Here is a 22,184-nt window from a genome sequence, read left to right on the forward strand (position 1 = left end):
CACAGTATAGGAATGTATACTAATATCCTTAAAATATTGCTAATCCCCTATGAGTTATATTTTCCCATCCTGTATTTTCATACGTTATCTTTTTTATCAAAAAAACCAGTTAAAACACTTTATAATGGCAACAAAATGTGCAATAGCTTCCGATTAGGGAAAATAACTGTAACCCCATGATTTCAATTTTTCATGGATATTGGTTTGCTTACATGAGAACAGGGAGGTATTTCATGTCTTCAAGAATATGGTGCTGGCTGGCAATTATATTATCTATTTTTATTACAGCTTGCATACCACAGGCACATCCACGCAATCAGGCTCCGGTACAAACTGCCGTCAGAACTGAAACAGAAGTTATAACGCCTGTTGTAACAGGTAAATCAACTCTTCTTCTGAATGTCAGAGAAAAAGCTTCATCCAAGACCGCAGTAATTGATAAGCTCCCAAAAAACACACAGGTTGAGCTTTTAGATAAAAGCGGCAGCTGGTATAAAGTAAAACGCACCGACGGTTCCGGTAAAACCGGATTTGTATTTTATAAATATATCACGCTTGATTTCGGTAACTATCTGGGAACAAGGGGCAGAAATAAAAAACTTGCCGTAATTCACGATACTCCAAGCTCTAAAAGTAAGACAGCACTTAAAATTTCACCTCAGACAACTTTCGATATCATCGGTTACGAAAATGGTTTTTATAAAGTACATGGTGATTCTTTTGAAGGATATGTTCTGTCTGAACTCTGCGTCGCCGACCCATCTTCGCCCATTGCTAAAACTAATACAGTTACAATCAAATCCACGATAAGTGATGACAAAGTAAAAATTACCAAAAAAACCGGGAAGAAATCTGTTCACGGGGGCAAAAAAAGTGCTGGGAATGATGCCGTTGCAGCAATATTCGGCAGTTTCTTTGGAGTTAAACAAGCTACACCTGAGCAGAAAAAACAGGCTGAAAAGTTAACTGCAGAGCATCAAAAGAAAGCAGAAGCCAGCAATGGTAATTTTTTTGATAACCTTGTCAAAGGATTAGATAATGCGAGCAAGGCTCAGGGTAATAATCCTAACAGTCTTGACAGTATTCTCAAAAAACTTGACCAAAGCAAAGAACTAGCTGCGCAAACAATTGAAATAAGAGAAAAAATGCTCAAGGCTCTTAATGAAACAAAAGCTTTGCAGGGACTGGTTGGAGCAACTATCGCTGCCATGAATAATGATTACAAAACAGCTACGGACACAGCACAAGGTGTATGCTCAACAGGGATGAAAAAAATCTCTATCAAAGCATTCATTAAAGACCTTTCCTATGAGCCGACAACCTCTATTGAACAAGCATCTGTAAAAATTGCAGAAAATGGAAAAAGGCTCAAGGCCCTGGAATCTAAAATTAAATCTGAAGCTAACACCTTTTCTAAACTTAAGGAAAAACAGCTTACAAATATTGATGCCGTTATCAGCACCTTTTCTAACAATATCCATGCATCCAACGCATTATATGACATGAGCATGGACAAATCATCCAACGTAATCGGTAACATAGATAGTGCCATGGCTGCCTATGACGAAAAAGCTGATAAAGTTGCTGCAGAAGCTGTCCGACAGGCAGCAATTATGACAGAATCAGGACTGATAATCGCTCAGTTAATTGCAAATGCCGCAAGTAATCCCATCTATGGTGTTGTTGCACTCCCGCAGATCTATAGAGCAGAGGAACAGATTAGAAAATTTGTTACACTTTTCAATGACTTTAATAATGACTACAACTACATTGAAGAAAACTCCGCACTTATCTCTAAACAGGGTAAAGATATCAGCAAGATCATCATGACTGCACGCCGCAAAAACACCCAGATAACTACTATTCTTGAAAGATACTTCCAGAAAAAGATGGAACTGAGCAGCAGACTTAAAAAGAGACTCGCAAGTCAAGCAGAAGAAGGTTATAAGGAAGTAGAAAAGAAGGCTGAATCAGTTGCGATTGAAGAAGCCGAACTCGATTAATTAGTTCTTTAGGAGAAAATAATGAATAAAATAAAATTGATTGCTCTATGCATGGCACTGCTGTTTATTCTTGGTGGTGCTGGTTGCGGTTTCAAAAATGCAGAATCAGCCAAGTCATCAATGCAGGATGTTAACCAGTGCGCTGAAGGCCTTAAAGATGACAGCCAGTCTTCCAAAGAAAAGACTGAAAAAATAAAAGAAACAGAAGCCCAGAACTCTACTCAGGGCTACCAGTGGTAAAACTATGCTCAGCCGACTCAGTATAGTTTTAATTCTGCTTTCAGCAATCCTTTGTTCATCCTATGCAGAAGCACGGGAGCTTTATATTATTCAATCAGCCATAGGCAAGGTTAGAAATAAAGAAAAGGACAGACACAAAGCAGAGCTTGAAGTTATATTGAAAGACAAGGAATTCAAAAAAGCACTCCGTAAAGGAGTGCTTGGATTCCTGAAAAGAGCTGCTGCTAAGAATGACGAAGTAAGCATAAAACGAGCTGGATTTAATACAAAATTTGATCCTTCAGCAATTCTGGTCCCCCTGCTCTTTGTAGATAATGTAATATCATTTGTTGACGAATTCGGATCAGGAGATGATATTCTGTACAAAGGCAGTGTATACATCGGTCTCAATTTTCTGCTTTTTCAAGCTGAAAAAGAATCTTTAGTATACTCCGTGCCAATGCTCATTTCTGTACCATATCTGGATAAGACAAAGAATTTCAGCCTTGATCCTCTTTCCGGACAGATCAGAGCTGCAATTGTAGGGTTCTTTACTGACAAAAAAAGACTTAAGCCAAACGCACAGGACGAACTTGGTAACTGCCTTGCTGATTTCGAGCACCTGTTCTCAAGTAAGACCTGCGAAATAAAAGATATTACCTTGTCTAAAGGAACAATCAAACGAATTCAGAATACAAAACAATACATATCCCTTGCTCATATGCTGGCAGCGCAGGCTCTATCTGAAGAAAACCTCGTATTGCCTGCCAAAACCAGATTTCCTGCTATCCGCAAAGCACTTCACGCCGCAGTTTCTATGTTTGGCGTCACTTTCCAGCAGGGAACCGATAAATCTGGATTTATGGAAAAAGACAATGTATACCAGACAAGTATGCGCATGCCTAAGCCGGAAACGGAATACACCCTGACCATTAAAACAGGAACTAAGGATAACGATCTCGGTCCCTATATAGAACGCAATTACACGACGGCTGCTATCCTTCAGGGTGGTGGAGAGATCATAAAATGTATCAAAGCAGTTGATGCAACCATTGCCAAAAGACACAGCACTGTTTCTGATGTTCACTTTTACAACAGCCTGATCAATGCGTTAGCAGATCTGGATGGGTGCAGAAGATAATTAACTGCCAAGGAGTAAACCATGAGCAAAGTTAAATTCACCATGTCGTCTTTGTTAAGCATTTTGCTTGTGGCTGTTTTCGTAAGCACTGGATTTTGCGGAGGTAAAGACGGGTACAAAATTTATAATAAGACAGGAAAACCAACTATTGTCTTTGCTTTAATCCCAAGAATTAAAGGCGAAAATTTCACCCAGCAGGAATGTGAAAATCTTACTCGCAATCTGAATAAATCTCTACAGCAGGAATTCAACGAAGCAGGATTTGAAACTCATCGTGATAACGCAATTACCGGTTTCCTGCTTGATGCATGTAAACAGTCCTATGCAACATCACAGCAGACTGTCGCCGAAAACGAAATCATCGCCATTGCCCGTGATGATGCTATTGACTACGTAGTCATAGGTATGTCCGAAGTAGAAATCGAATATGATGAAGATTACGAGCAATATAGTGCTCTAGTTGATATCAATGGAGATTTTCTAGGAGTTGAATCTGATCCTCCGAAGTCATATGCACTCAACCTCACTGGCGAGTACATGCATCCTAAAAAGGACCGACTGATCAAACTGGCCATTATCGATATTTCACGCAAAATTGCCAGACTGAGGACTATTGATACCGTCCTAAAACACTGGGATCACAACAATAAACGTAAAAAATAAAACTAAGTCTTCAATGACTTGTCCCTTTTCAGAAAAGAACTCAAGACTTCCGAAAACTTTTAATAATTTTCATCTGTAGTTTACTGTTACAATTACCTTCCTGAAAAGAATAAAAATGGTAGATACTTAAATGAGTATCTACCATTTTTATTTATTATAGATAAAGAAAAGATATTCTGAGCAAGACGTATTCTTATGGGAGAAAAAATATCGTAAGATAGACTTACTCTTCAAATTGTGAAGGGTCTAATTCCCTTTTGGCATATTCCATATACAATCCAGATTCAATGAAAAGACTGCAAACATCGGGATCAATGTGACGATCCTTAACCATGAATCCAAGTATTTTGATTGCCTGCGCCAGTTTCATAGGTTCCTTATACGGCCTGTCTTTGGCTGTAAGAGCTTCAAAGATATCAGCCACAGCCATAATTCGGGCCTGAAGCGGAAGTTCCTTTTCAGTAAGCCCTTTAGGATACCCGGACCCATCAAGCTTTTCATGATGACCGGATGCGTATTCCGGCACACGGGAAAGACGCTTTGGAAACGGCAATCTGTTAAGCATTTCAAGAGTAATCTGAGCATGACTTTCAATAACTTTACGTTCTTCTGCGGTAAGTGTTCCCTTGCGGATACAGAGATTTTTAACTTCATCTTCAGTAAGCCAGTTGAATGTTTCCCCCCCGCTTTCGTAAGTACGCGCTGCAATTTCTTCAACTCTTGCAATACGCTCATCGGACATAAATTCTTTAGGGACATTGCAGGAAAGAATAAACTGCCGATCATCTTCGGCCCTTTCCATTTTAACAGCATAATGCATCTCAATTTTAGAAATCTGCTCAGCATCCGCACCTACTGCCATTGCTGCAATAGTTTCTTCAAGCTGTTTGTTCTTAATCGTTTCAAAAATAAGCCTGAATCTGACATCAACCAACTCGCACCGGTCAAAAATAGTTTCAAGCTTTGTAGATTTATCGACAACATGCTCAGGGATAGAAATTTTACCCACATCGTGCATCCAGGCTGCGAGCTTTAACTCCTCAAGCTCATCTTCGGCAAACTCCACATCAGCATATATCCCTTCGGTAGTTAAATTAACCTTATCGGCAATCATCATCGTAAGAGTCACAACTCGTTCGATATGCCCGTTGGTATATGGAGATTTAGCATCAATTGCAGCAGCAATACTCTGGATAACAGAATAAAGCAGATCTTTAAGACCTTGAATCAGCTGCGTGTTAGTCAGGGCAATAGCTGCCTGTGAAGCAAGTGAACCGACAATGTCCACAATATTATCAGAAAATTCTATAATTTCACCATTGTCACCAACGGCATTCAACAACTGCAAGACCCCTATAATATCCTGCTCATGATTCTTAAGGGCCAGCACCAGCATGGATTTTGAACGATATCCAGTAGCTGCGTCATACTTTCGGGGTCCGGTAAAATCAAATCCATCTGCTTCGTATACATCAGCAATATTGACGGTTTCACCGGTCAGTGCACAGTATGAAGAAACATTTGACTTATTTGGTTTGTTTCCTGCTGAGTATAGCGGTACAGGAGGAAGGCTGATTTCATTACCACTACTTCCCCCCATACGCACTTTCATGGTGTCATTCTGTAGAATAGAAAAATTAAGCTTCCGGCTATCCTTATCTACTATATATAAAGTTCCCGCATCGGCCTTGGTAAGAACCCGGGCTTCATCAACTATCATTTCCAAGAGTCTCTCCACCCGAGTTTCCCCGGACAGAGCTAATCCGATCTCGGTAAGGCGGTCCACAAGACTCGCTTGAACACCTATTAAGTCTGCAAACATTGCTTTAATCGGACAGGACAAACTTTCAATAGCTCTGCGACATCCGGCTTTACCGGACTTAATGATAGCATCATCAAGAATCTTTTCAATATCAGCAGTACTTGCTGCCGCTAGTTCAGCTATTTTGCTTTGCAAAATCATGTCCTCCCAAGACCCGACCCTCAAACTTACTGCCAATTTAACATCATCTTATACAATTTTACAATTAAAATACAGCAAGAGCAAACAATTTCAATTAGTTGCTAATTATCTAAAAAAATAATTTCCAATTTTACCTAATGTAAATATAGAAATTAATCCCTTAGTGAAAAAATATTCCGTAATCTAAGAATAGACTAAAATATGCCTGAGCAAGCAAGACAAATTTAGTGATAATTATGATAAAACTTATATTTAAAATTAACTTCTTACGACTTGCCCGATAACTATTAATGAATTATAAAAATGGAGTTTTTTGTCAGTTTAAATTCATTTTATGACTAATAAACTGGTTTTAAGCTTTAATTTCTAGATTTGATAAGCTTAATTTGACTACAGACGAATAGTTTTTGGAAGTAGCACCGTATTATTCAGTACATATTTAGGAAATTTTAACCGAGGATTTCATGCCCCTTAGCAGCCTTCACCAAAGAATCATCACAGCATTGCTTCTCGTGGCGACACTTGCCACTGCCCTGATCATGGGCGGCTACGTTCTTACGGGAGCCGTAACAATTTTCAGTGTTGTTGCACTTCACGAATTCTATTCCATGTTTTGGCAGGACAGTTCCAACAGACTTTCCAGAATAGTCGGACTTGCGTCCGGAGCAGGAATTATTATTACCTCCGCTCTGGTTTCTCCGGTCTGGATGCTGCTCATAATGCTTGGAGCTTTCTGGTTGTTTAACTTCAGGTTTCTTTTTTCTTTCAGTTCTGCACCTGATAAGGCATCATATCATGACAGCCTGATTCTTTTTGCAGGACTGGTCTATATTCCGGTAACTCTTCAATTCATTACATCTATGAACAGCTGGGAGATTCTTTTTGTTTTACTTTCAGCCTCGGCATCAGATACAGTTGCTTTTTATGCCGGAACATTTTTCGGCAAAAAGAAGATCTGGCCGGCAATAAGCCCTAAAAAATCATGGGCGGGCTCTTTCGGGGGCTTTATAGGTTGCATTATCTGCTGCACTGTTTTCGGTAAAATTTTCGGACATGCCCCCATTGTTCTTTGGGTGACACTTGCCGCTTCCCTAAACATTGCCGCCCAGATGGGTGACTTTTTTGAATCAGCCTTAAAACGTAAGCTCCAGATTAAAGATTCAGGAAAAATCCTGCCGGGCCACGGAGGAGTTCTGGATCGCATCGACAGCCTTGTCCTTGCTCTGCCCGTATACATTCTGGCAAGACAGACTTACGCTTTTTTTTAACAGAGCATAACCCAATAAGCTCATAACCCAGACGGATATATCAACTTGCAAACATATATTTCACCATGGCCGGCTAATGCCAAATTGCCTGAATTCCCCAGAACAGTATCAATTCTGGGAAGTACCGGATCCATCGGAACAAGTACACTGAAAGTAATCGAACAGCACCCTGATCTTTTTAAAATCGTAGCACTGGCAGGGGCCAGAAACGCATCTCTGCTTGCAAAGCAGGCCATAAAACACCGCCCAGCCTACCTTGCTGTGTTAAATGATAAAGCTGCCAAAGAACTTAAAAGTCTGTTGCCGGCTGACTATTCTCCGGAAATACTGACCGGACCGGATGCATATATAACCCTCGCCACCCTTGAAGAAGTTTCACTTGTACTTTCTTCCATTGTCGGTGCAGCAGGTTTTGAACCTACTCTGGCAGCAGCTGAAAAAGGCAAAATGATCGCTCTTGCCAACAAAGAATCACTGGTTCTGGGCGGGCATATTATCCGCGCAGCATGTCACAGAACAGGAGCAACTATTCTTCCTGTTGATTCTGAACACAATGCATTATTTCAAGGCCTTGCAGGTCATGACGGTAAAGATGTCAGCAGACTGATTCTGACTGCGTCCGGCGGACCTTTCAGAGGAAAAGACTGGGATTTTTTAAAATCAGTTACCCGTGAACAGGCTCTTGCCCATCCTAACTGGGATATGGGAGCAAAAATCAGCATTGATTCCGCCACTCTTATGAATAAGGGGCTGGAATTTATAGAAGCATGCCATCTTTACGGCCTGCCGCCAGAACAGATTGATGTTGTGGTTCATCCACAGTCCATCATTCACTCTCTAGTTGAATATGTTGACGGATCTCAGCTCGGTCACCTCGGTGTGCCGGATATGCAGATTCCCATTGCTTTCTGCATGTGCTTTCCGAAGCGAGTTCCTCTTGAGCTTAAACAGCTCAACCTTGCCGAAGTAGGAACTTTGACTTTTGAAAAACCAGACCTCAATGTTTTTCCCTGCCTGAAACACGCAGCGGATTCATTTGCTGCAGGCCAGAGCCATCCCATTGTTCTCAATGCGGCCAATGAAGTAGCTGTAGATTTATTTTTACATGAAAAAATCGGATTCACTGACATTCCGGCAATTATAGGTAATGCTCTTGAAAGTCATTGCGGATGTGACGTAAGTGAAGCAGGTGCGGTACTGGAGCTGGATATAAAAACCAGACGCGATGTGATGGATTCCATTAATCAGGGATAAATATGACATGGATACTTGATTTTATTCTGGTTCTAGGTGGTCTTATTTTTTTCCATGAGCTTGGACACTTCCTTGTAGCCCGTATACTTGGAATAGGTGTTAAAGCTTTCTCCCTTGGATTCGGCCCTAAAATAGCCGGATTCACATGGGGGGCAACCAACTATAAGTTATCCCTCATTCCTTTAGGCGGTTATGTAAGCCTTGCCGGTGAAGACAGGGATATGACCGAGGAAAACGGATTCACGAAAAAAGAACTTTTCATGAGCCGTCCTCCATGGCATCGCATGCTGGTTGTTGCTGCCGGACCCATTTTCAACTTTGTACTTGCATGGCTCATCTTCTGGGGAATAATCATCACTCATGGACAGATGGGACTTGCTCCAATAGTTGGAGAACTTCAGCCGAACAGTCCCGCTTTTCAGGCCGGGGTAAAAGTCAATGACGAGGTATTATCCATTCAAGGCAAAAAGATTGTCTTCTGGAGCGACCTTGCCAACACTATCCAAACCAGTAAAAGCGATTCTCTTAACTTTACCGTGCTTAGAGATGGTCAAAAAGAAAGTCTCATTGTTAAACCGCAAGTTCAGGAACTGAAAAATATTTTTGGGGAAACAATCAGGCGCCCGGTTGTAGGTATTGTTGCTTCAGGAGATTCTAAAACAGTCGAACTCAGCGGAGTATCCGGTGCAGCAGCGGCGGCAGAACAAACCTGGAGTGTTACCAAACTTATCTGCACAAGTATTGTCAAAATGGTTGAACGGGTTGTCCCTATGGACTCTATAGGCGGACCGATTATGATTGCACAGGCTATTAAGCAGCAGTCTGAACGTGGATTATTACAACTTTTACAATTCACGGCTTTCATCAGTATTAATTTAGGCCTGCTTAACCTTCTGCCTATTCCGGTCCTCGACGGTGGGCACCTCATGTTCTTCAGTCTTGAGACAATACTTCGCAGACCGATTAGTGAAAAACTACAGGCCGCAGCGACCAGAGTGGGATTGCTTCTCCTTTTCAGCCTTATGGCCTTTGCAATTTTTAATGATATAGTAAGGACTTTGAGCAGTAAATGAGTTCCTTTTCTGAAAATAAAAACGACCTTCTGTTAGCCATTAATGGAACAGAAGAAAGCTTGCAGATCATCATTGCCAGACGCGAAGATGAAGATGAGCAATATGAATTGATTGAGTCTAAAACACTGGTTGTTCCGGGGCGTTCTGTAAATTTCATCATCCCGTCCATCAGAGACTCTCTTAACCTGTTCGGTTGTACTGCCGCAGATGTTTCACGCGTTGCCCTTGCTGCCGGACCGGGAAGTTTTACAGGGTTACGACTTGTTTTTTCAGCTGCAGCAGGCCTGATTGCCGGAAACGGAGCTAAGATTGCCGCGATGGAGTATCTGCCTTTGATTGCTAAGGGACCGGCGACAGTCAAAAATCTACCTGTATGGGCAGTTACTCATTCACGCCGGATGAAAGTCTATATTCAGGGTTTTGAACAACTTGATAGTGAGACGGATATACTTTCAGCACTGACTCCCCCGCTACCGGTTTCTGTAGAAGAAGCTGTGCAGTTAATAAAATCTTTTAAACAGCCTAAGGCCTTGGTTGCCGGAAGCGGGTTAAGTAGAAACAAAGCTTTTTTCGATGAGTTCTTTGCTGAGACCTCTGACTTCATAAAAATGCCAAGCATATTCAATACACCGCAAGCACATGATATTCTTGATGCTGCCTTACATGCAGAATACTCAGACACTATGCCTGTGCCTATGTACCTGCGCGGATCTGATGCAGAAGAAAATCTGGAATATATTGCAGGCAAAAGCGGAATCCCTCTTGATGAGGCACGTAAAAGGTTGGCGCATGTAACCCCACGTTAATCATATTTAATAAAAATTTATATTCTAAAAAGGGATCTCCATAAACGGAGGTCCCTTTTTTTATTTAATAAAAAAAATTACCTTCATTACCCTAAAGAAATCTATATTTCAGACGATCAAGTTTGCAACGATGGACCAGTTAGCTTTGTGAACCTTGGTTCCAAGGCAATGTTTTTGGCAAGGAAGCCAAAGATCACTTCAAGGAGGAAAACATGTCTTTAGTAATTAATCACAACATGATGGCCGCGAATGCTTCGCGCAACTTGCAGGAATCATACGGTAACCTCGGTGTGTCTACACGTCGCCTGTCTTCAGGTCTTCGCGTAGGAACCGCTGCTGATGATGCTGCAGGACTCGCAATTAGAGAACTTATGCGTGCAGACGTAAAGTCTCTTAATCAGGGTATCCGTAACGCCAACGATGCAATTTCCATGATCCAGACCGCTGACGGCGCTCTGGGTGTTATCGATGAAAAGCTCATTCGTATGAAGGAACTTGCAACACAGGCATCAACCGGTACCTACAACTCTAGCCAGCGTTTGATCATCGACTCCGAGTATCAGGCAATGGCATCAGAAATCACTCGTATTGCAAACGCAACTGACTTTAATGGTATTCACCTGCTTAATGGTAACATGTCTGGAGCAACTTCTTCTCACGAAGGTAGCGGGCTGACTTCGACTGGTCCAGTCAAGGTTCACTTCGGTACCGCTAACGACTCTGCAGAAGATTACTATTATGTTTCCATTGGCACATCTACTGCTTCCGCTCTGGGTGTTGGGCTTGCCGCCGGTAACTCAATTTCCACTCAGCAAATGGCACAGGAATCTCTTGACAAGCTGACCAACGCGATCACCTCCAAGGATAAGATCCGCGCTAACCTCGGTGCACTGCAGAACAGATTGGAAAACACTATTACCAACCTGTCAATCCAGTCAGAAAACATTCAGGCTGCTGAATCACGCATCTCTGATGTTGATGTAGCAACTGAAATGACCGAGTTCACTCGTAATCAGATTCTGACCCAGTCTGCAGTAGCTATGCTCTCACAGGCAAACGGCATGCCCAGAATGGCAATGCAGCTCATCGGATAACAATCCGTCACTGACAGCATAATAATTCTGGAAAAGTCAGACAATGAAAAGCCGGGCCCGAGTATTCGGCCCGGCTTCCTTAATAAATTCATAAACTCTCGGCAGAGGAAGTTGTCTTAATTCATTTCCGACAACATGTATCCAAACAATGGCACTCTGTTTGCATACATTGAGGTGAGATAATAACCAGGGAAAATTATTCCCGGAGAATAGTATGTCTGATTACACCTCAGGAAATATAAGCTTTGCAGGGCTTGGCTCAGGCACAGACTTCAATACAATGATTGAAGGTCTGGTCAAGCTCGAACGTATAAACATAAACAGACTCGAAAGCTGGAAGACATCCTGGTCAAGTAAAATTGATAAATTTCAAGAACTTAACACAGCTCTCTTATCTCTGCAGACGACTCTTAAGTCTATGGACACTCTTGATGAGTTCATGACCAGATCAGCAACCTCATCCGATGAAGACAGCCTCACTGCAACAGCAAACAGTCAAGCACTGGTAAGTGCCCATACCATTGAGATAAACCAGTTGGCCCAGAACGATGTTAAAGTCGTACAATTTGGTACGGATTCTCTTAAAGACTCTATTTTTTCATCTACAGGACAATTTTCTTTTTCATACAAAGGTGAATCAATCACCCTCAGTAATATTCCTGCAGGCACTACCATGGAAGGTTTCGTCAGTATGATTAACGCTCATGCTGATACCCGTGATGTAATCAGGGCTTCAACCATCAACGATGGAGAAAAATTTCACTTACAAATATACGGAATGGATCTTGGTGAAGATAATCAGCTTGTAATATCCAATACGTCAGGGATGATATATCCTCCGGCAAGTTTTCTGGAAACACAGTCCGCCCAGAATGCACAGATTAAAGTTGATGGATACCCACCGGGTGCAGCTGAATGGATAGAACGTGATACAAACTCTATCTCCGATGCTATTGACGGTATAACATTAAATTTAAAAAAGCCTACAAACGGCTCCGCCATAAGTCTCGGTATTACCACTGATTCATCAGGGATGAAGGAGAATATTGAAAAATTTGTCGAGGAGAACAACAAAGTAAGGACGATGATTATGGACTTAACGGCCGTTGATACCACTTCTGACAGTGCAAATGGATCGCTGTTAACTGGTAACTACGGTGTTGAACTTCTTGTTGGACAACGTCTTAAAGATATTATTTCGAATAAAGCTATCGGGTTTTCATGGTATACTGAAGACACTGCAGGACATACTTCCGGTGATAAATATTCTGCACTCTCGCAATTAGGAATTTTGACCAATGCGGACTCAGGTGGTGACAAGTCTGGCTTATTGGAAATCAAAGACGAAGACCTAGACAAGGCACTTAAAAATGACCCGATGGGTGTGGCTCAGCTATTTGCAACAAATTATCAGGGAGAAAGTGAATCTCCTGAGATTGCATTTTTGTCTCAAATTTCAGGAGTTTCAAAACCGGGCGAATATAATGTCCAGTACGAAATTTCCGGCGGAAAACTCATTTCGGCAACCATTGATGGGCATGAAGCGCTGGTGGATTCAAATACATGGCAGATTACCGGTAAACCTGGAAATCCAGAGTCTGGTATTGCACTGCGTGTTGAAAGTCGTGCAGACGGCGTCTTCGGAAACTCTAACAGCAGCGCAGCAGACGCTATCAATGTCCACCTCAAGCTAGGTAAGATAGGTGAAATGAGTGAGGCTCTCACCGAAATGACCGGTGAGGAAGGTCCCCTGAGCATCCTTGAGGACAACTACAAAACTATTATTAAGAATATTGATACCAAAATTGAAAGAGAAGAGCGCCGTGTTGACAATAAAGAACGTATGCTCAAAGATAAATTCTCACGTCTTGATACCTTGCTCGGTAAATATCAGGGACAGCAAGCACAACTTGCATCAAGCATTAATCAGCTGACACAAGGTTAAATAAAAAAATTAGAAAAATTTAAAAATCCCTCTAATGTTTCCTGAAAGATCGACCGATGAGTAAATCAGGAGGAGCAATAAATGCACAAAGCAGCACACGCTTATCTTTCAACTCAGGTCCATACCACTTCCAAAGGAGAACTTCTCCTTATGCTTTATGATGCAGCAATTAAATTCATGAAGCAGGCTAAAATTAAAATTGATGAAAAGGATTACGCAGCAAAGGGTATCCTTATCTCCAAGGCCATAGAAGTTATCTCCGAATTGACCTCAAGTCTTAATAAAGAAAAAGGTGGAAGCCTTGCTGAAAACCTCAGCCAGCTTTACCTGTTCTGCAACACCAGACTTTTGCAGGCCAACCTCAAAATGGATACAACCAAGCTTGATGAAGTGATAACAATAATTGATGGAATTGCTTCAGCATACAGAGAAATAATTCCTACAGAGGAAGCACAGGCTGCCGTTCCAATGGAAACTCAGTCTGTTTCCAGTAGCGGAAGTACTAACATAAGACGTAGTTTTGTTAATGATCCCGGTTATGGAATGCCTAATGCGCAATCTATGCCCGCACCGAATACCATGCGCCTTAAAAAGGCAGCAAACGCATACGGCGGAAGGTAGTAAGAAACGAAGCTCCTGCTTATATGAAAATTGGAAGCCCCTGTTTTGCAGGGGCTTTTTCTGTAATCCCTTCAAAGCATACTTCTCAATAGTAAAAACTCTGAATCTTTACTTCATCGAACTAATCTGTCATTTCTTTCTGATCATGCCAGATACCAAAATCAAAGTACTCCATGTTGTCTCCTCCCTTGGTCTGGGCGGAACCGAAAAGGTAATGCAATCCTTTGTCAGCAATCTGGACAGGAGCAAATTCAAAGTTGCTGTATACTCACCGATAGACGGCCCCAGAGCCAAATTACTGAGGCTAGCCGGTATTGATACTTTCATAGGTCTGGCTCTGCTGCCTCTTCTAGAAAAATTTCGTCCTCAGATTGTACATATTCACCGCGCGGGCTGGGCAGAACCAGGTTCTCTAAGACCGTACAAACTGGCTGGCATCCCTGTTCTGGTCGAAACAAACGTTTTCGGTCATCATGATCCCAGTCCTGAAGGAAAATTGATTGACCGGCACTTGTTTGTCTCACATTTTTGCGCCGAAAGATTTGAAACGGTGAACGGTATCCCCGCTGTTGAACCCAAATATTCAGTACTATATAATCCGGTTGATACAGATTTATTCAAAAAAAATTGTCCATCAGACAGAATTTTTCCGGCAAATACCTTCGGAAGAATTTCTCGTGCAGACAAAGGCAAATGGTCTAAATTTGCTCTTGATTTTTTACCCATATTAAAAGGTCTGGTACTTCAAAAAAAAATCGCTCCATTTAATTACAACATTATCGGAGCAATTCCTGAAGCCGAAAGTTTTGTCCGTGACCATGAACTTGGGGAATATGTAAATTTTCTACCTCCTGTATTAACGGATACTGAGGTTTCACTCTTCCTGAATTCAGTTTCATTCCTTGCCCATGCCAACGACACAGGAGAATCATTCGGCCTTGTCATTGCTGAAGCTATGGCTGCAGGACTAGCTGTCATTACGCATCCAAGTAAAGGGTTGCGTGATAACGCGCAACTTGAGCTTGTAGATCATGGTGAGACTGGAATTGTAGCCAAAAGCACTCAAGAATATGCAGAAGCTGTGCGTTTCCTGCTGACTCATCCAAATGAATCTAAAATTATGGGCGAGAAAGGTCGTGCAAAAGCTGCAAAACAGTTCAATGCACAAAGGATTGTCAAAAAACTGGCTCACATTTATATGGAACTTCTAGATCAAAAACGAATCAGATAATTACTATGAGCCATATTTTCGACACATATTCCAAACAAATTTTAGCCTTCAAACTTTCCGGTCAACATGGAAGAGAAGTCTTTTCTCCAGAAGCAGATATTGAAAAGGCTACCATTCAGCATCTTAAATTTGCCGAAAGAAGAAGTGCTGATGCGCTCATAATTTTCGGCTTTACAGATGGAAAACTGATTAAAAATATTGCTCTAAATAAACAGGATCATTTAAAGCTGATTATTTGCGGCCTGTATCCAGACCATATCCGCACTGCTGAAAAGCAAGTATTAAAAATTATTTCAGAAACTCCCAATACATTTCTACTTACGGATTCATCGATGTGGTCCATACTTATGCTACTTGGACAAAATGGATACAATACTGCAAACTGCCATCTTATACTTAATCCAGATCTAAGAAATGACAGCAAAACAGAACATCAAAAATTGCAAAAAATATTTTCCGGCCTGAAAGAAATAACCTTGCCTGAAACAAATAAAGACATAACTATTTCCGGTGCAGCAATACTCAGCCCAAACGAACCTGACCTTGATAAGTTTATAAATTCTTTCCCTGGCTGGCTGCACGAAATTATACTTGTCTGGGATTGCTGTAATGAAAATGATTACCCGAAACTAAGCCATCAGTCCGGAGTAAGAATAATTAACAGACATCATCCTCTTAATGCAGACTTCGGCAAGCAGCGAAACCGCATGTTAAGCCGATGCAGCGGTGAGTGGATATTTTATTTAGATGCGGATGAACGTCTGCATCAGGAAGGATGGGCATTACTACGCAGCCTTGCTTCTTATAATGAATGCAGCAGTTGGTATCTGCCCCGCCTAACCTTTTACCCTGATGAAAATCATTGTCGCGCCGGATACGGATTGTGGCCGGACCTGCAAATGCGTTTTTTTCGTAATTCAGATGAGCTTATGTTTGAAAATAAAATTCACGAACAACTACAAGGTCTTAAAAACGCATCAGGAATTGCCTCTATGGCATATATCAGTCATCTGACACATCTGCTTAAAAGCAGAAGCCACATTGAATCAAAACTTGAATCATTTAATGTTGCAACTGATGGGCGTTTCAAACATCAATTGGGAAAAGAATTTCCAAACTTGGCAACAAGTATACTTAAGCCTTTAAAAATGTATCCTAACGCGCCTGTAATTCTGCCAGAGTTAAATTTCTAAGAGTGAACATGTACAATTGGCATTGCCTAACAGTATAAAATTTATTAGGTCTGACCAAAATATCCAGACAAACAGCTTCAAGGATTTAATATGAAAGTTACTTGTCCCGAGTGTAATTACAGCAGCGAGATTCCCGAGGATAAAATCCCGGCCAATGCTCAGCTTGCAACCTGTCCTAAATGTCAGATCAAATTTCAATTCCGTGAATTGGGCCCTGAATCAGCCCTTGAACCGGATATGGAATTTGAATCTTCTGCATCTCCTGAAGAAACATATGAGTATCAATCCTCGATCGACGAGTCTTCTACTGATGAGACTGAACCATATAATGAGCATGGTTTTGCAGAAGAAAATCCAAATATGGATGAAACCCTTCAAGCGGAATATACTTCCGATCAGGAAGAGCCTGAACAACCCCAAAGTATACATGAAGAACAGATTCAGGAAGAAAAGAAAGATATCTGGCAAAGACTTCATTCAATGAAACCTGAAAACAGTCTCTCTCAGGAAGATGATGAAATAGAGAATAACAATATTTCCGCACAGGAAGTACCATTTGAAAATCTTGAAAAATACGGATTTTTCCCCGGAATTTTCATGACAATCAAAAAAATTATCATCTCCCCTGCATCTTTTTTTCAGGGAATGGAACTACGTGGGTTCATTAAACCACTTATATTTTTTCTCCTACTGGCGGAATTTCAGGAAATATGTAATTTTATTTGGACCATGTCGGGAATAGATTCAAATATTGGTTCCGAAGTGGGAAACATGGTTAATAATTCTGTTATTTCCGAATCATTAAAAGAAGGCACATCGTCAGCACTGTTCTCGCTACTGTTATACCCTTTAATGCTGGCAGGAATAAGCTTTCCTCTGATTGGAATAACTCACATCATGCTCATGGTTTTCGGTGCAGGAGACCGTGGATATCAGGCAACATTCAGGGCTACGGCATACTCGTATGCCCCCATAATTCTGAGTGTGCTGCCTGTTGTAGGTGATATGATCGGAGCAATTTTAAGTGTTGCTATTTCGATCATTGCATACAAAAACATACATAATACGACATACATGAGAGTTGTGCTTTCAATGGTGATGCCTGTTGTGCTACTATTGGTCATTCTCGGCTTTTATATGAATTTTAATCAGCCGACAATTTAACAGCTCTGTTGAGGATTAATTTATGTTTGGATGGATTAACGGGTTGATTTTTAATGTGAAAGAACGCATCAGACTTGCGAAAGAGATCAACCCCAGAAATTTCAGGGCTATGGCCAGAGAAATTTCTGAACTTGCAGAAGCCTGTTCTCAAGTCAGCTCACCTGAAAGCGACCTGCTTAGCAGAGTGGAACGAATCAAAGGTGAAATGATACAATTGACTGAACTGACAAGGCAACCTGAATTCAAAAAACTCTCTGTTCAACGAAAGATGGAACTTAGGCAAAGCCTGATTCAATCCAAAGAACAGATACTTGAATCCATGCAGGCCGCACCATCGCCAACCAAACTGATCCAATAATAAAGGGCGACTCTTTAACATAAGAGTCGCCCTTTTCAGTTTAAGCTAAGTTTTTTCTTAAGAAACACAAAAATTTAATATCATCTATTAGATTAAATTAAGTATTTAAAAAAATATTTATAGAAAATATGCTTATAAGATAAATTAATCTGCAAATGATGGTGCGATTCATTGCAGTTAATAACTTTAAAAATATACAAATATGCGGCATGAAATTTGCTTTATATTAACTCGTATAAGCTATGGTCAATTTTCAGACACGGAAATAACCTTTCACCCCTACTGACAATGAAAAAATACCTGATAATATTTGTTCTGCTTTTATCGGCCTGCACAAAATTTGAGCCGCAGATCTCGACTCAATCTATTTACTATGAAGATGCCGATGTTCAGCTATCACAGCTTATGGTATACTCAAGACCTGAAAAGCCGCACTATGGACCGCTTTCCGCCCTGTTTTACCCGTTTCAGGTTACTCAGACCATGCCCAATTCTATAGACTGGGGCAAACAGGTTGCCAGAGGAATCTGGCAAAACTGGACCAGCCTACAAATATTTCCGTCCATGGTTTATGATGACACTCTGACCTACCGAGGACTTGAAGAAGCCCTCTACACAGCCCGTTCACGTGGCTATGATTTACTGGTAACAGGTTTTGTTCCCTATCTTTATCTGGGGCATACCATGGACGATTCAGCTCTGAGTGTTCAAGTTAAAATTTACGAAACAAAACGTGGACAGATGGTCTGTTCATTTGAACAGTCAGGACGAATTGAAAAGAAAATGGATGATGATTTCATCTTGATAAAGCGCGAACATCGCATGCCGGAATCCGCATTTTATAATATTATTCGTGCCATTGCCACCGATATGGCTGTCCCCCTCACTTCATGGGCAAGGTATGAAAAAACAACTCAGGGCATGATTGCCGGACTTAAGCCTGACATGATGGACGTACCTGCACCGCCAATGGTTCAACATCAGATTACAACTGACAAAATAACCCAGACTCCATCCTTTGTGGAAGCTCCTCCTAAAGTTACTCCTAAAGCAGCAACTCAGACTAAGACACGCTCGATTAATCTGGCCGTACAGTTTGACAGTGACTCTGCTGAAATCAAACCGGAGTCATTCCAGTTACTGAACGAACTTGGTAAGGCACTTATCAGCGATCAATTGAAAAATAAAAATATCATTATTGCCGGACATACTGACTCTGATGCCTCGACGGAGTATAACTTAAAACTCAGCAAGGAAAGAGCTGAAGCTGTTAAAAAATATCTGATTGCTAATTTCCCCATTCCGGATTCACGGATCGGAGTTACTGGCTTTGGTGAAACCAGACCGCTGGTCCCGAACAGTACAAAATACAATAAACTTCTTAACCGCAGGGTGCAGGTTTCGATCACTTCATAGAAGTAAACAGTTTAAATAAATTTAATATTACTCCAGACAAAAATGACTCTATGCCTGACAGATGGAGCTGTGTAATAATTTTATTCTACCATTTATTTAGATGTAAATGCAGTATATAAAAATTTAGCCAGGTACATTGCTAGAGATACTTTATACCTCCCCTTTGGAATACGAACCAAACGGGGAGGTTATTTTTAATTAAAATTAACTGTTAAGAGACCAATAAACTAAATTTTATCCTTTTTTATCAATCAGTTAAACTTATCAAGACTTCTTCATCTTTTACTCTTTTCCCTTGCCGCCATTTGTGTTACTCCAAACCACGCAATCTGTTACGCATAACCGAATGTTTCTATGGTTGACGGAATGAATATAATAATTAGATTCTTCCTTGTTCCTTTTGAAACATGTCGTCAAAACTGATAGCCTGGCGCGGTGATCCCGTAGCTAGGGAGGACTTTATAAATGATTGGTATTTCTAAACTTTACTGTGGTGCAGTAGAAACTTCCGATGCTCTGCGCTACGGACGTGAATCCGGAAAACTTCCCTCTCATCTGTTGCAGTTTTCCAAAGATAAAAAGCCAGTAGTTGTCTGGAACATGACCAGACGCTGCAATCTCAAGTGTGTTCATTGTTATGCACAGGCTATAGATCCTGATGGACAGGATGAAATTTCCACCTCACAGGCAAAAGAAATTATTGACGATCTTTCATCATTCGGAGCACCAGTAATGCTCTTTTCCGGAGGGGAACCTCTGGTACGTAAAGACTTGGTCGAGCTTGCCAGCTACGCTACAAGCAAGGGTATGAGAGCTGTTATTTCTACAAACGGTACACTCATCACCAAAGAAAAAGCCAGAGAACTTAAAGGGGTAGGTCTTTCCTATGTCGGCATCTCTCTTGACGGTGGTGAAGAGACCCATGATAAATTCCGCGGTGTTCCCGGTTCTTATAAAAAAGCTCTTCAGGGTGTTGAAAACTGTAAGGCCGAAGGACTCAAAGTAGGCCTCCGCTTTACCATCAACAAACGCAACTGGACCGAAGTTCCTACAGTTTTCCAGGTTCTTAGAGATCTTGACGTTCCCAGAGCATGTTTCTACCATCTGGTATACTCAGGCCGTGGCTCCGAACTGATCAAGGAAGATTTGTCACATGCTGAAACCCGTCAGCTGCTTGACCTCATCATGGATGAGACCAAAGCTCTTTTTGATGCAGGAATGCCCAAAGAAATCCTCACCGTTGATAACCACGCTGACGGACCATATGTATACCAGCGCCTGCTGAAAGAAGATCCTGCAAGAGCAAAAGAAGTTCTCGAACTTCTCCAGTTCAATGAAGGAAACAACTCAGGTCGCGGTATCGGTTGTATTTCTTGGGACGGTCAGGTTCACGCCGACCAGTTCTGGCGCAACCATACCTTCGGCAACGTTCTCGAACGTCCTTTCTCTGAAATCTGGACTGACGAAAACATCGAACTGCTTCACAAGCTCAAAAACAAACAGGCTCATGTTGGCGGTCGCTGTGCTCAGTGTCGCTACCTGCCTATCTGTGGCGGTAACTTCCGTGCCAGAGCTGAAGCATACTATGATGATATCTGGGCTCAGGACCCGGCTTGTTACCTCACTGACGAGGAAATCAAAAAAGACTAGAAAAGCATTGGACTGTTTTTGACAGACAAAGCCAGACAGTCGTCCTGTCGACGATAAAAGAACAATCCCGGCGGACTTCTATGAGGTTCGCCGGGATTTGATATTTATATACAAATAATTAGCCAAGGAAGGATAATAATGGTTTTTGACTTCCACAGAGGGCGCAGACTCAGGCGTTCCCCTGTTATACGTGATATGGTCAGGGAAATTTCCCTTTCCTCTGCTGATTTAATGATGCCTTACTTTGTCACAGAAAGTGACGACCCTGATTTTAAAAAGCCTATTACATCCATGCCCGGACAATTTCAGCTCAGCTTGAAACAGTTGGAAAAGCAGGTTGAAGAGGCTGTATCCTATGGGCTGAAAAGTCTTATACTTTTTGGAATACCTGCCGAAAAGGACTCTGTAGGGTCTCAGGCATATGCCGAAGAAGGTATTGTTCAGCAGGCAATAAAAGTAATAAAAAAACGCTGGCCCGAACTTCTGGTCTGCACAGATGTATGTCTGTGCGAATATACCTCCCACGGACATTGCGGACTGATCGAAAACGGACGTATTCTTAACGACCCTACTCTGAAACTTCTGGCTGAAACAGCTTTATCGCACGCTAAGGCCGGAGCAGATATGGTTGCCCCGTCAGATATGATGGATGGACGTGTCGCCGCCATCAGAGAAGTTCTTGATGAAAACGGATATGAAGATCTGCCGCTCATGTCTTACGCTGTAAAGTATGCCTCCGCATACTACGGCCCATTCCGCGATGCAGCAGAAAGTGCACCTCAATTCGGGGACCGTAAAACATACCAGATGGACCCCGCAAATGCCCGTGAAGGCCTGCGTGAAGCAGCAGCAGATGCTATAGAAGGCGCTGACATTCTTATTGTCAAACCTGCCGGACCTTATCAGGACATGATCCGTCAGGTCCGCGATAATTTTGATCTGCCCGTCGCTGCCTATCAGGTCAGCGGAGAATACTCTATGATTAAAGCAGCAGCCTTGAACGGCTGGATTGACGAAGAAGCTGTTGTCTGGGAATCGCTTATCGGCCTTAAACGTGCCGGTGCCGACATTATCCTGACCTATTTTACTGAAGACGTACTCAAACGTATGGGTAATAAATAA

The 22,184-nt window shown here is 41.7% G+C and carries 19 protein-coding genes; 18 read left to right on the forward strand and 1 reads right to left on the reverse strand.

Going from position 1 to position 22,184, the window contains the following annotated elements:
- The first annotated feature begins 233 nt into the window (after positions 1-233).
- The 4 genes from H589_RS0107155 to H589_RS0107170 are packed head-to-tail and all read left to right on the forward strand — an operon-like array spanning position 234 to position 4,026.
- Complete coding sequence (locus tag H589_RS0107155) at positions 234-2,003, forward strand: SH3 domain-containing protein (RefSeq protein WP_027721386.1); 1,770 nt, start codon at positions 234-236, stop codon at positions 2,001-2,003.
- A 21-nt stretch (positions 2,004-2,024) separates the two neighbouring features.
- Complete coding sequence (locus H589_RS0107160) at positions 2,025-2,243, forward strand: hypothetical protein (RefSeq protein ID WP_027721387.1); 219 nt, start codon at positions 2,025-2,027, stop codon at positions 2,241-2,243.
- Between the two features lie 4 nt (positions 2,244-2,247).
- On the forward strand, positions 2,248-3,363 hold the full coding sequence (locus H589_RS0107165) for a hypothetical protein (protein ID WP_027721388.1): 1,116 nt from the start codon (positions 2,248-2,250) through the stop codon (positions 3,361-3,363).
- A gap of 21 nt (positions 3,364-3,384) precedes the next feature.
- Complete coding sequence (locus H589_RS0107170) at positions 3,385-4,026, forward strand: hypothetical protein (RefSeq protein WP_027721389.1); 642 nt, start codon at positions 3,385-3,387, stop codon at positions 4,024-4,026.
- Positions 4,027-4,249: 223 nt separating this feature from the next.
- Here the strand turns inward: H589_RS0107170 and H589_RS0107175 are convergent, their stop codons facing one another.
- A complete protein-coding gene (locus H589_RS0107175; protein WP_156891677.1) occupies positions 4,250-5,989 on the reverse strand; it encodes an HD family phosphohydrolase in 1,740 nt (579 codons plus the stop codon).
- A gap of 464 nt (positions 5,990-6,453) precedes the next feature.
- Between H589_RS0107175 and H589_RS0107180 the strand changes: the two genes are divergently transcribed.
- From H589_RS0107180 to hemB, 14 genes are all read left to right on the forward strand, one after another.
- Positions 6,454-7,257: a phosphatidate cytidylyltransferase gene (locus tag H589_RS0107180; RefSeq protein ID WP_027721391.1), complete on the forward strand. Its 804-nt coding sequence runs from the start codon at positions 6,454-6,456 to the stop codon at positions 7,255-7,257.
- Between the two features lie 45 nt (positions 7,258-7,302).
- Positions 7,303-8,511, forward strand: coding sequence for a 1-deoxy-D-xylulose-5-phosphate reductoisomerase (locus tag H589_RS0107185; protein ID WP_027721392.1), 1,209 nt, complete (start codon positions 7,303-7,305; stop codon positions 8,509-8,511).
- Positions 8,512-8,513: 2 nt separating this feature from the next.
- Positions 8,514-9,584, forward strand: a complete 1,071-nt coding sequence (gene rseP, locus H589_RS0107190) for an RIP metalloprotease RseP (RefSeq protein WP_027721393.1) — start codon at positions 8,514-8,516, stop codon at positions 9,582-9,584.
- Positions 9,581-10,390: a tRNA (adenosine(37)-N6)-threonylcarbamoyltransferase complex dimerization subunit type 1 TsaB gene (gene tsaB, locus H589_RS0107195; RefSeq protein ID WP_027721394.1), complete on the forward strand. Its 810-nt coding sequence runs from the start codon at positions 9,581-9,583 to the stop codon at positions 10,388-10,390. Before rseP ends, tsaB begins: the two co-directional genes overlap by 4 nt.
- Before the next feature lie 212 nt (positions 10,391-10,602).
- Positions 10,603-11,484: a flagellin gene (locus H589_RS0107200; RefSeq protein ID WP_027721395.1), complete on the forward strand. Its 882-nt coding sequence runs from the start codon at positions 10,603-10,605 to the stop codon at positions 11,482-11,484.
- Positions 11,485-11,698: 214 nt separating this feature from the next.
- Entirely contained in the window at positions 11,699-13,429 is a 1,731-nt protein-coding gene (gene fliD / locus H589_RS0107205; protein ID WP_027721396.1) for a flagellar filament capping protein FliD, read from the forward strand.
- 81 nt (positions 13,430-13,510) lie between these two features.
- Positions 13,511-14,050 (forward strand): flagellar export chaperone FliS, encoded by a 540-nt coding sequence (fliS, locus tag H589_RS0107210; RefSeq protein ID WP_027721397.1) that lies wholly within the window; start codon positions 13,511-13,513, stop codon positions 14,048-14,050.
- A gap of 145 nt (positions 14,051-14,195) precedes the next feature.
- A complete protein-coding gene (locus tag H589_RS0107215) occupies positions 14,196-15,281 on the forward strand; it encodes a glycosyltransferase family 4 protein (RefSeq protein WP_027721398.1) in 1,086 nt (361 codons plus the stop codon).
- Positions 15,282-15,286: 5 nt separating this feature from the next.
- On the forward strand, positions 15,287-16,474 hold the full coding sequence (locus H589_RS0107220; protein ID WP_027721399.1) for a glycosyltransferase: 1,188 nt from the start codon (positions 15,287-15,289) through the stop codon (positions 16,472-16,474).
- Between the two features lie 90 nt (positions 16,475-16,564).
- Positions 16,565-17,638, forward strand: coding sequence for a zinc-ribbon domain-containing protein (locus H589_RS0107225; RefSeq protein WP_027721400.1), 1,074 nt, complete (start codon positions 16,565-16,567; stop codon positions 17,636-17,638).
- A gap of 22 nt (positions 17,639-17,660) precedes the next feature.
- Positions 17,661-17,996: a hypothetical protein gene (locus tag H589_RS0107230; protein WP_027721401.1), complete on the forward strand. Its 336-nt coding sequence runs from the start codon at positions 17,661-17,663 to the stop codon at positions 17,994-17,996.
- A 288-nt stretch (positions 17,997-18,284) separates the two neighbouring features.
- On the forward strand, positions 18,285-19,412 hold the full coding sequence (locus H589_RS0107235) for an OmpA family protein (protein ID WP_027721402.1): 1,128 nt from the start codon (positions 18,285-18,287) through the stop codon (positions 19,410-19,412).
- 465 nt (positions 19,413-19,877) lie between these two features.
- Complete coding sequence (gene ahbC, locus H589_RS0107240; RefSeq protein WP_027721403.1) at positions 19,878-21,062, forward strand: 12,18-didecarboxysiroheme deacetylase; 1,185 nt, start codon at positions 19,878-19,880, stop codon at positions 21,060-21,062.
- Between the two features lie 138 nt (positions 21,063-21,200).
- The gene (hemB, locus tag H589_RS0107245) at positions 21,201-22,184 is read left to right on the forward strand and encodes a porphobilinogen synthase (protein WP_035075432.1); all 984 of its coding nucleotides are present in this window, start codon (positions 21,201-21,203) and stop codon (positions 22,182-22,184) included.

The organism is Maridesulfovibrio zosterae DSM 11974 (genome assembly GCF_000425265.1).
GTDB lineage: Bacteria > Desulfobacterota > Desulfovibrionia > Desulfovibrionales > Desulfovibrionaceae > Maridesulfovibrio > Maridesulfovibrio zosterae.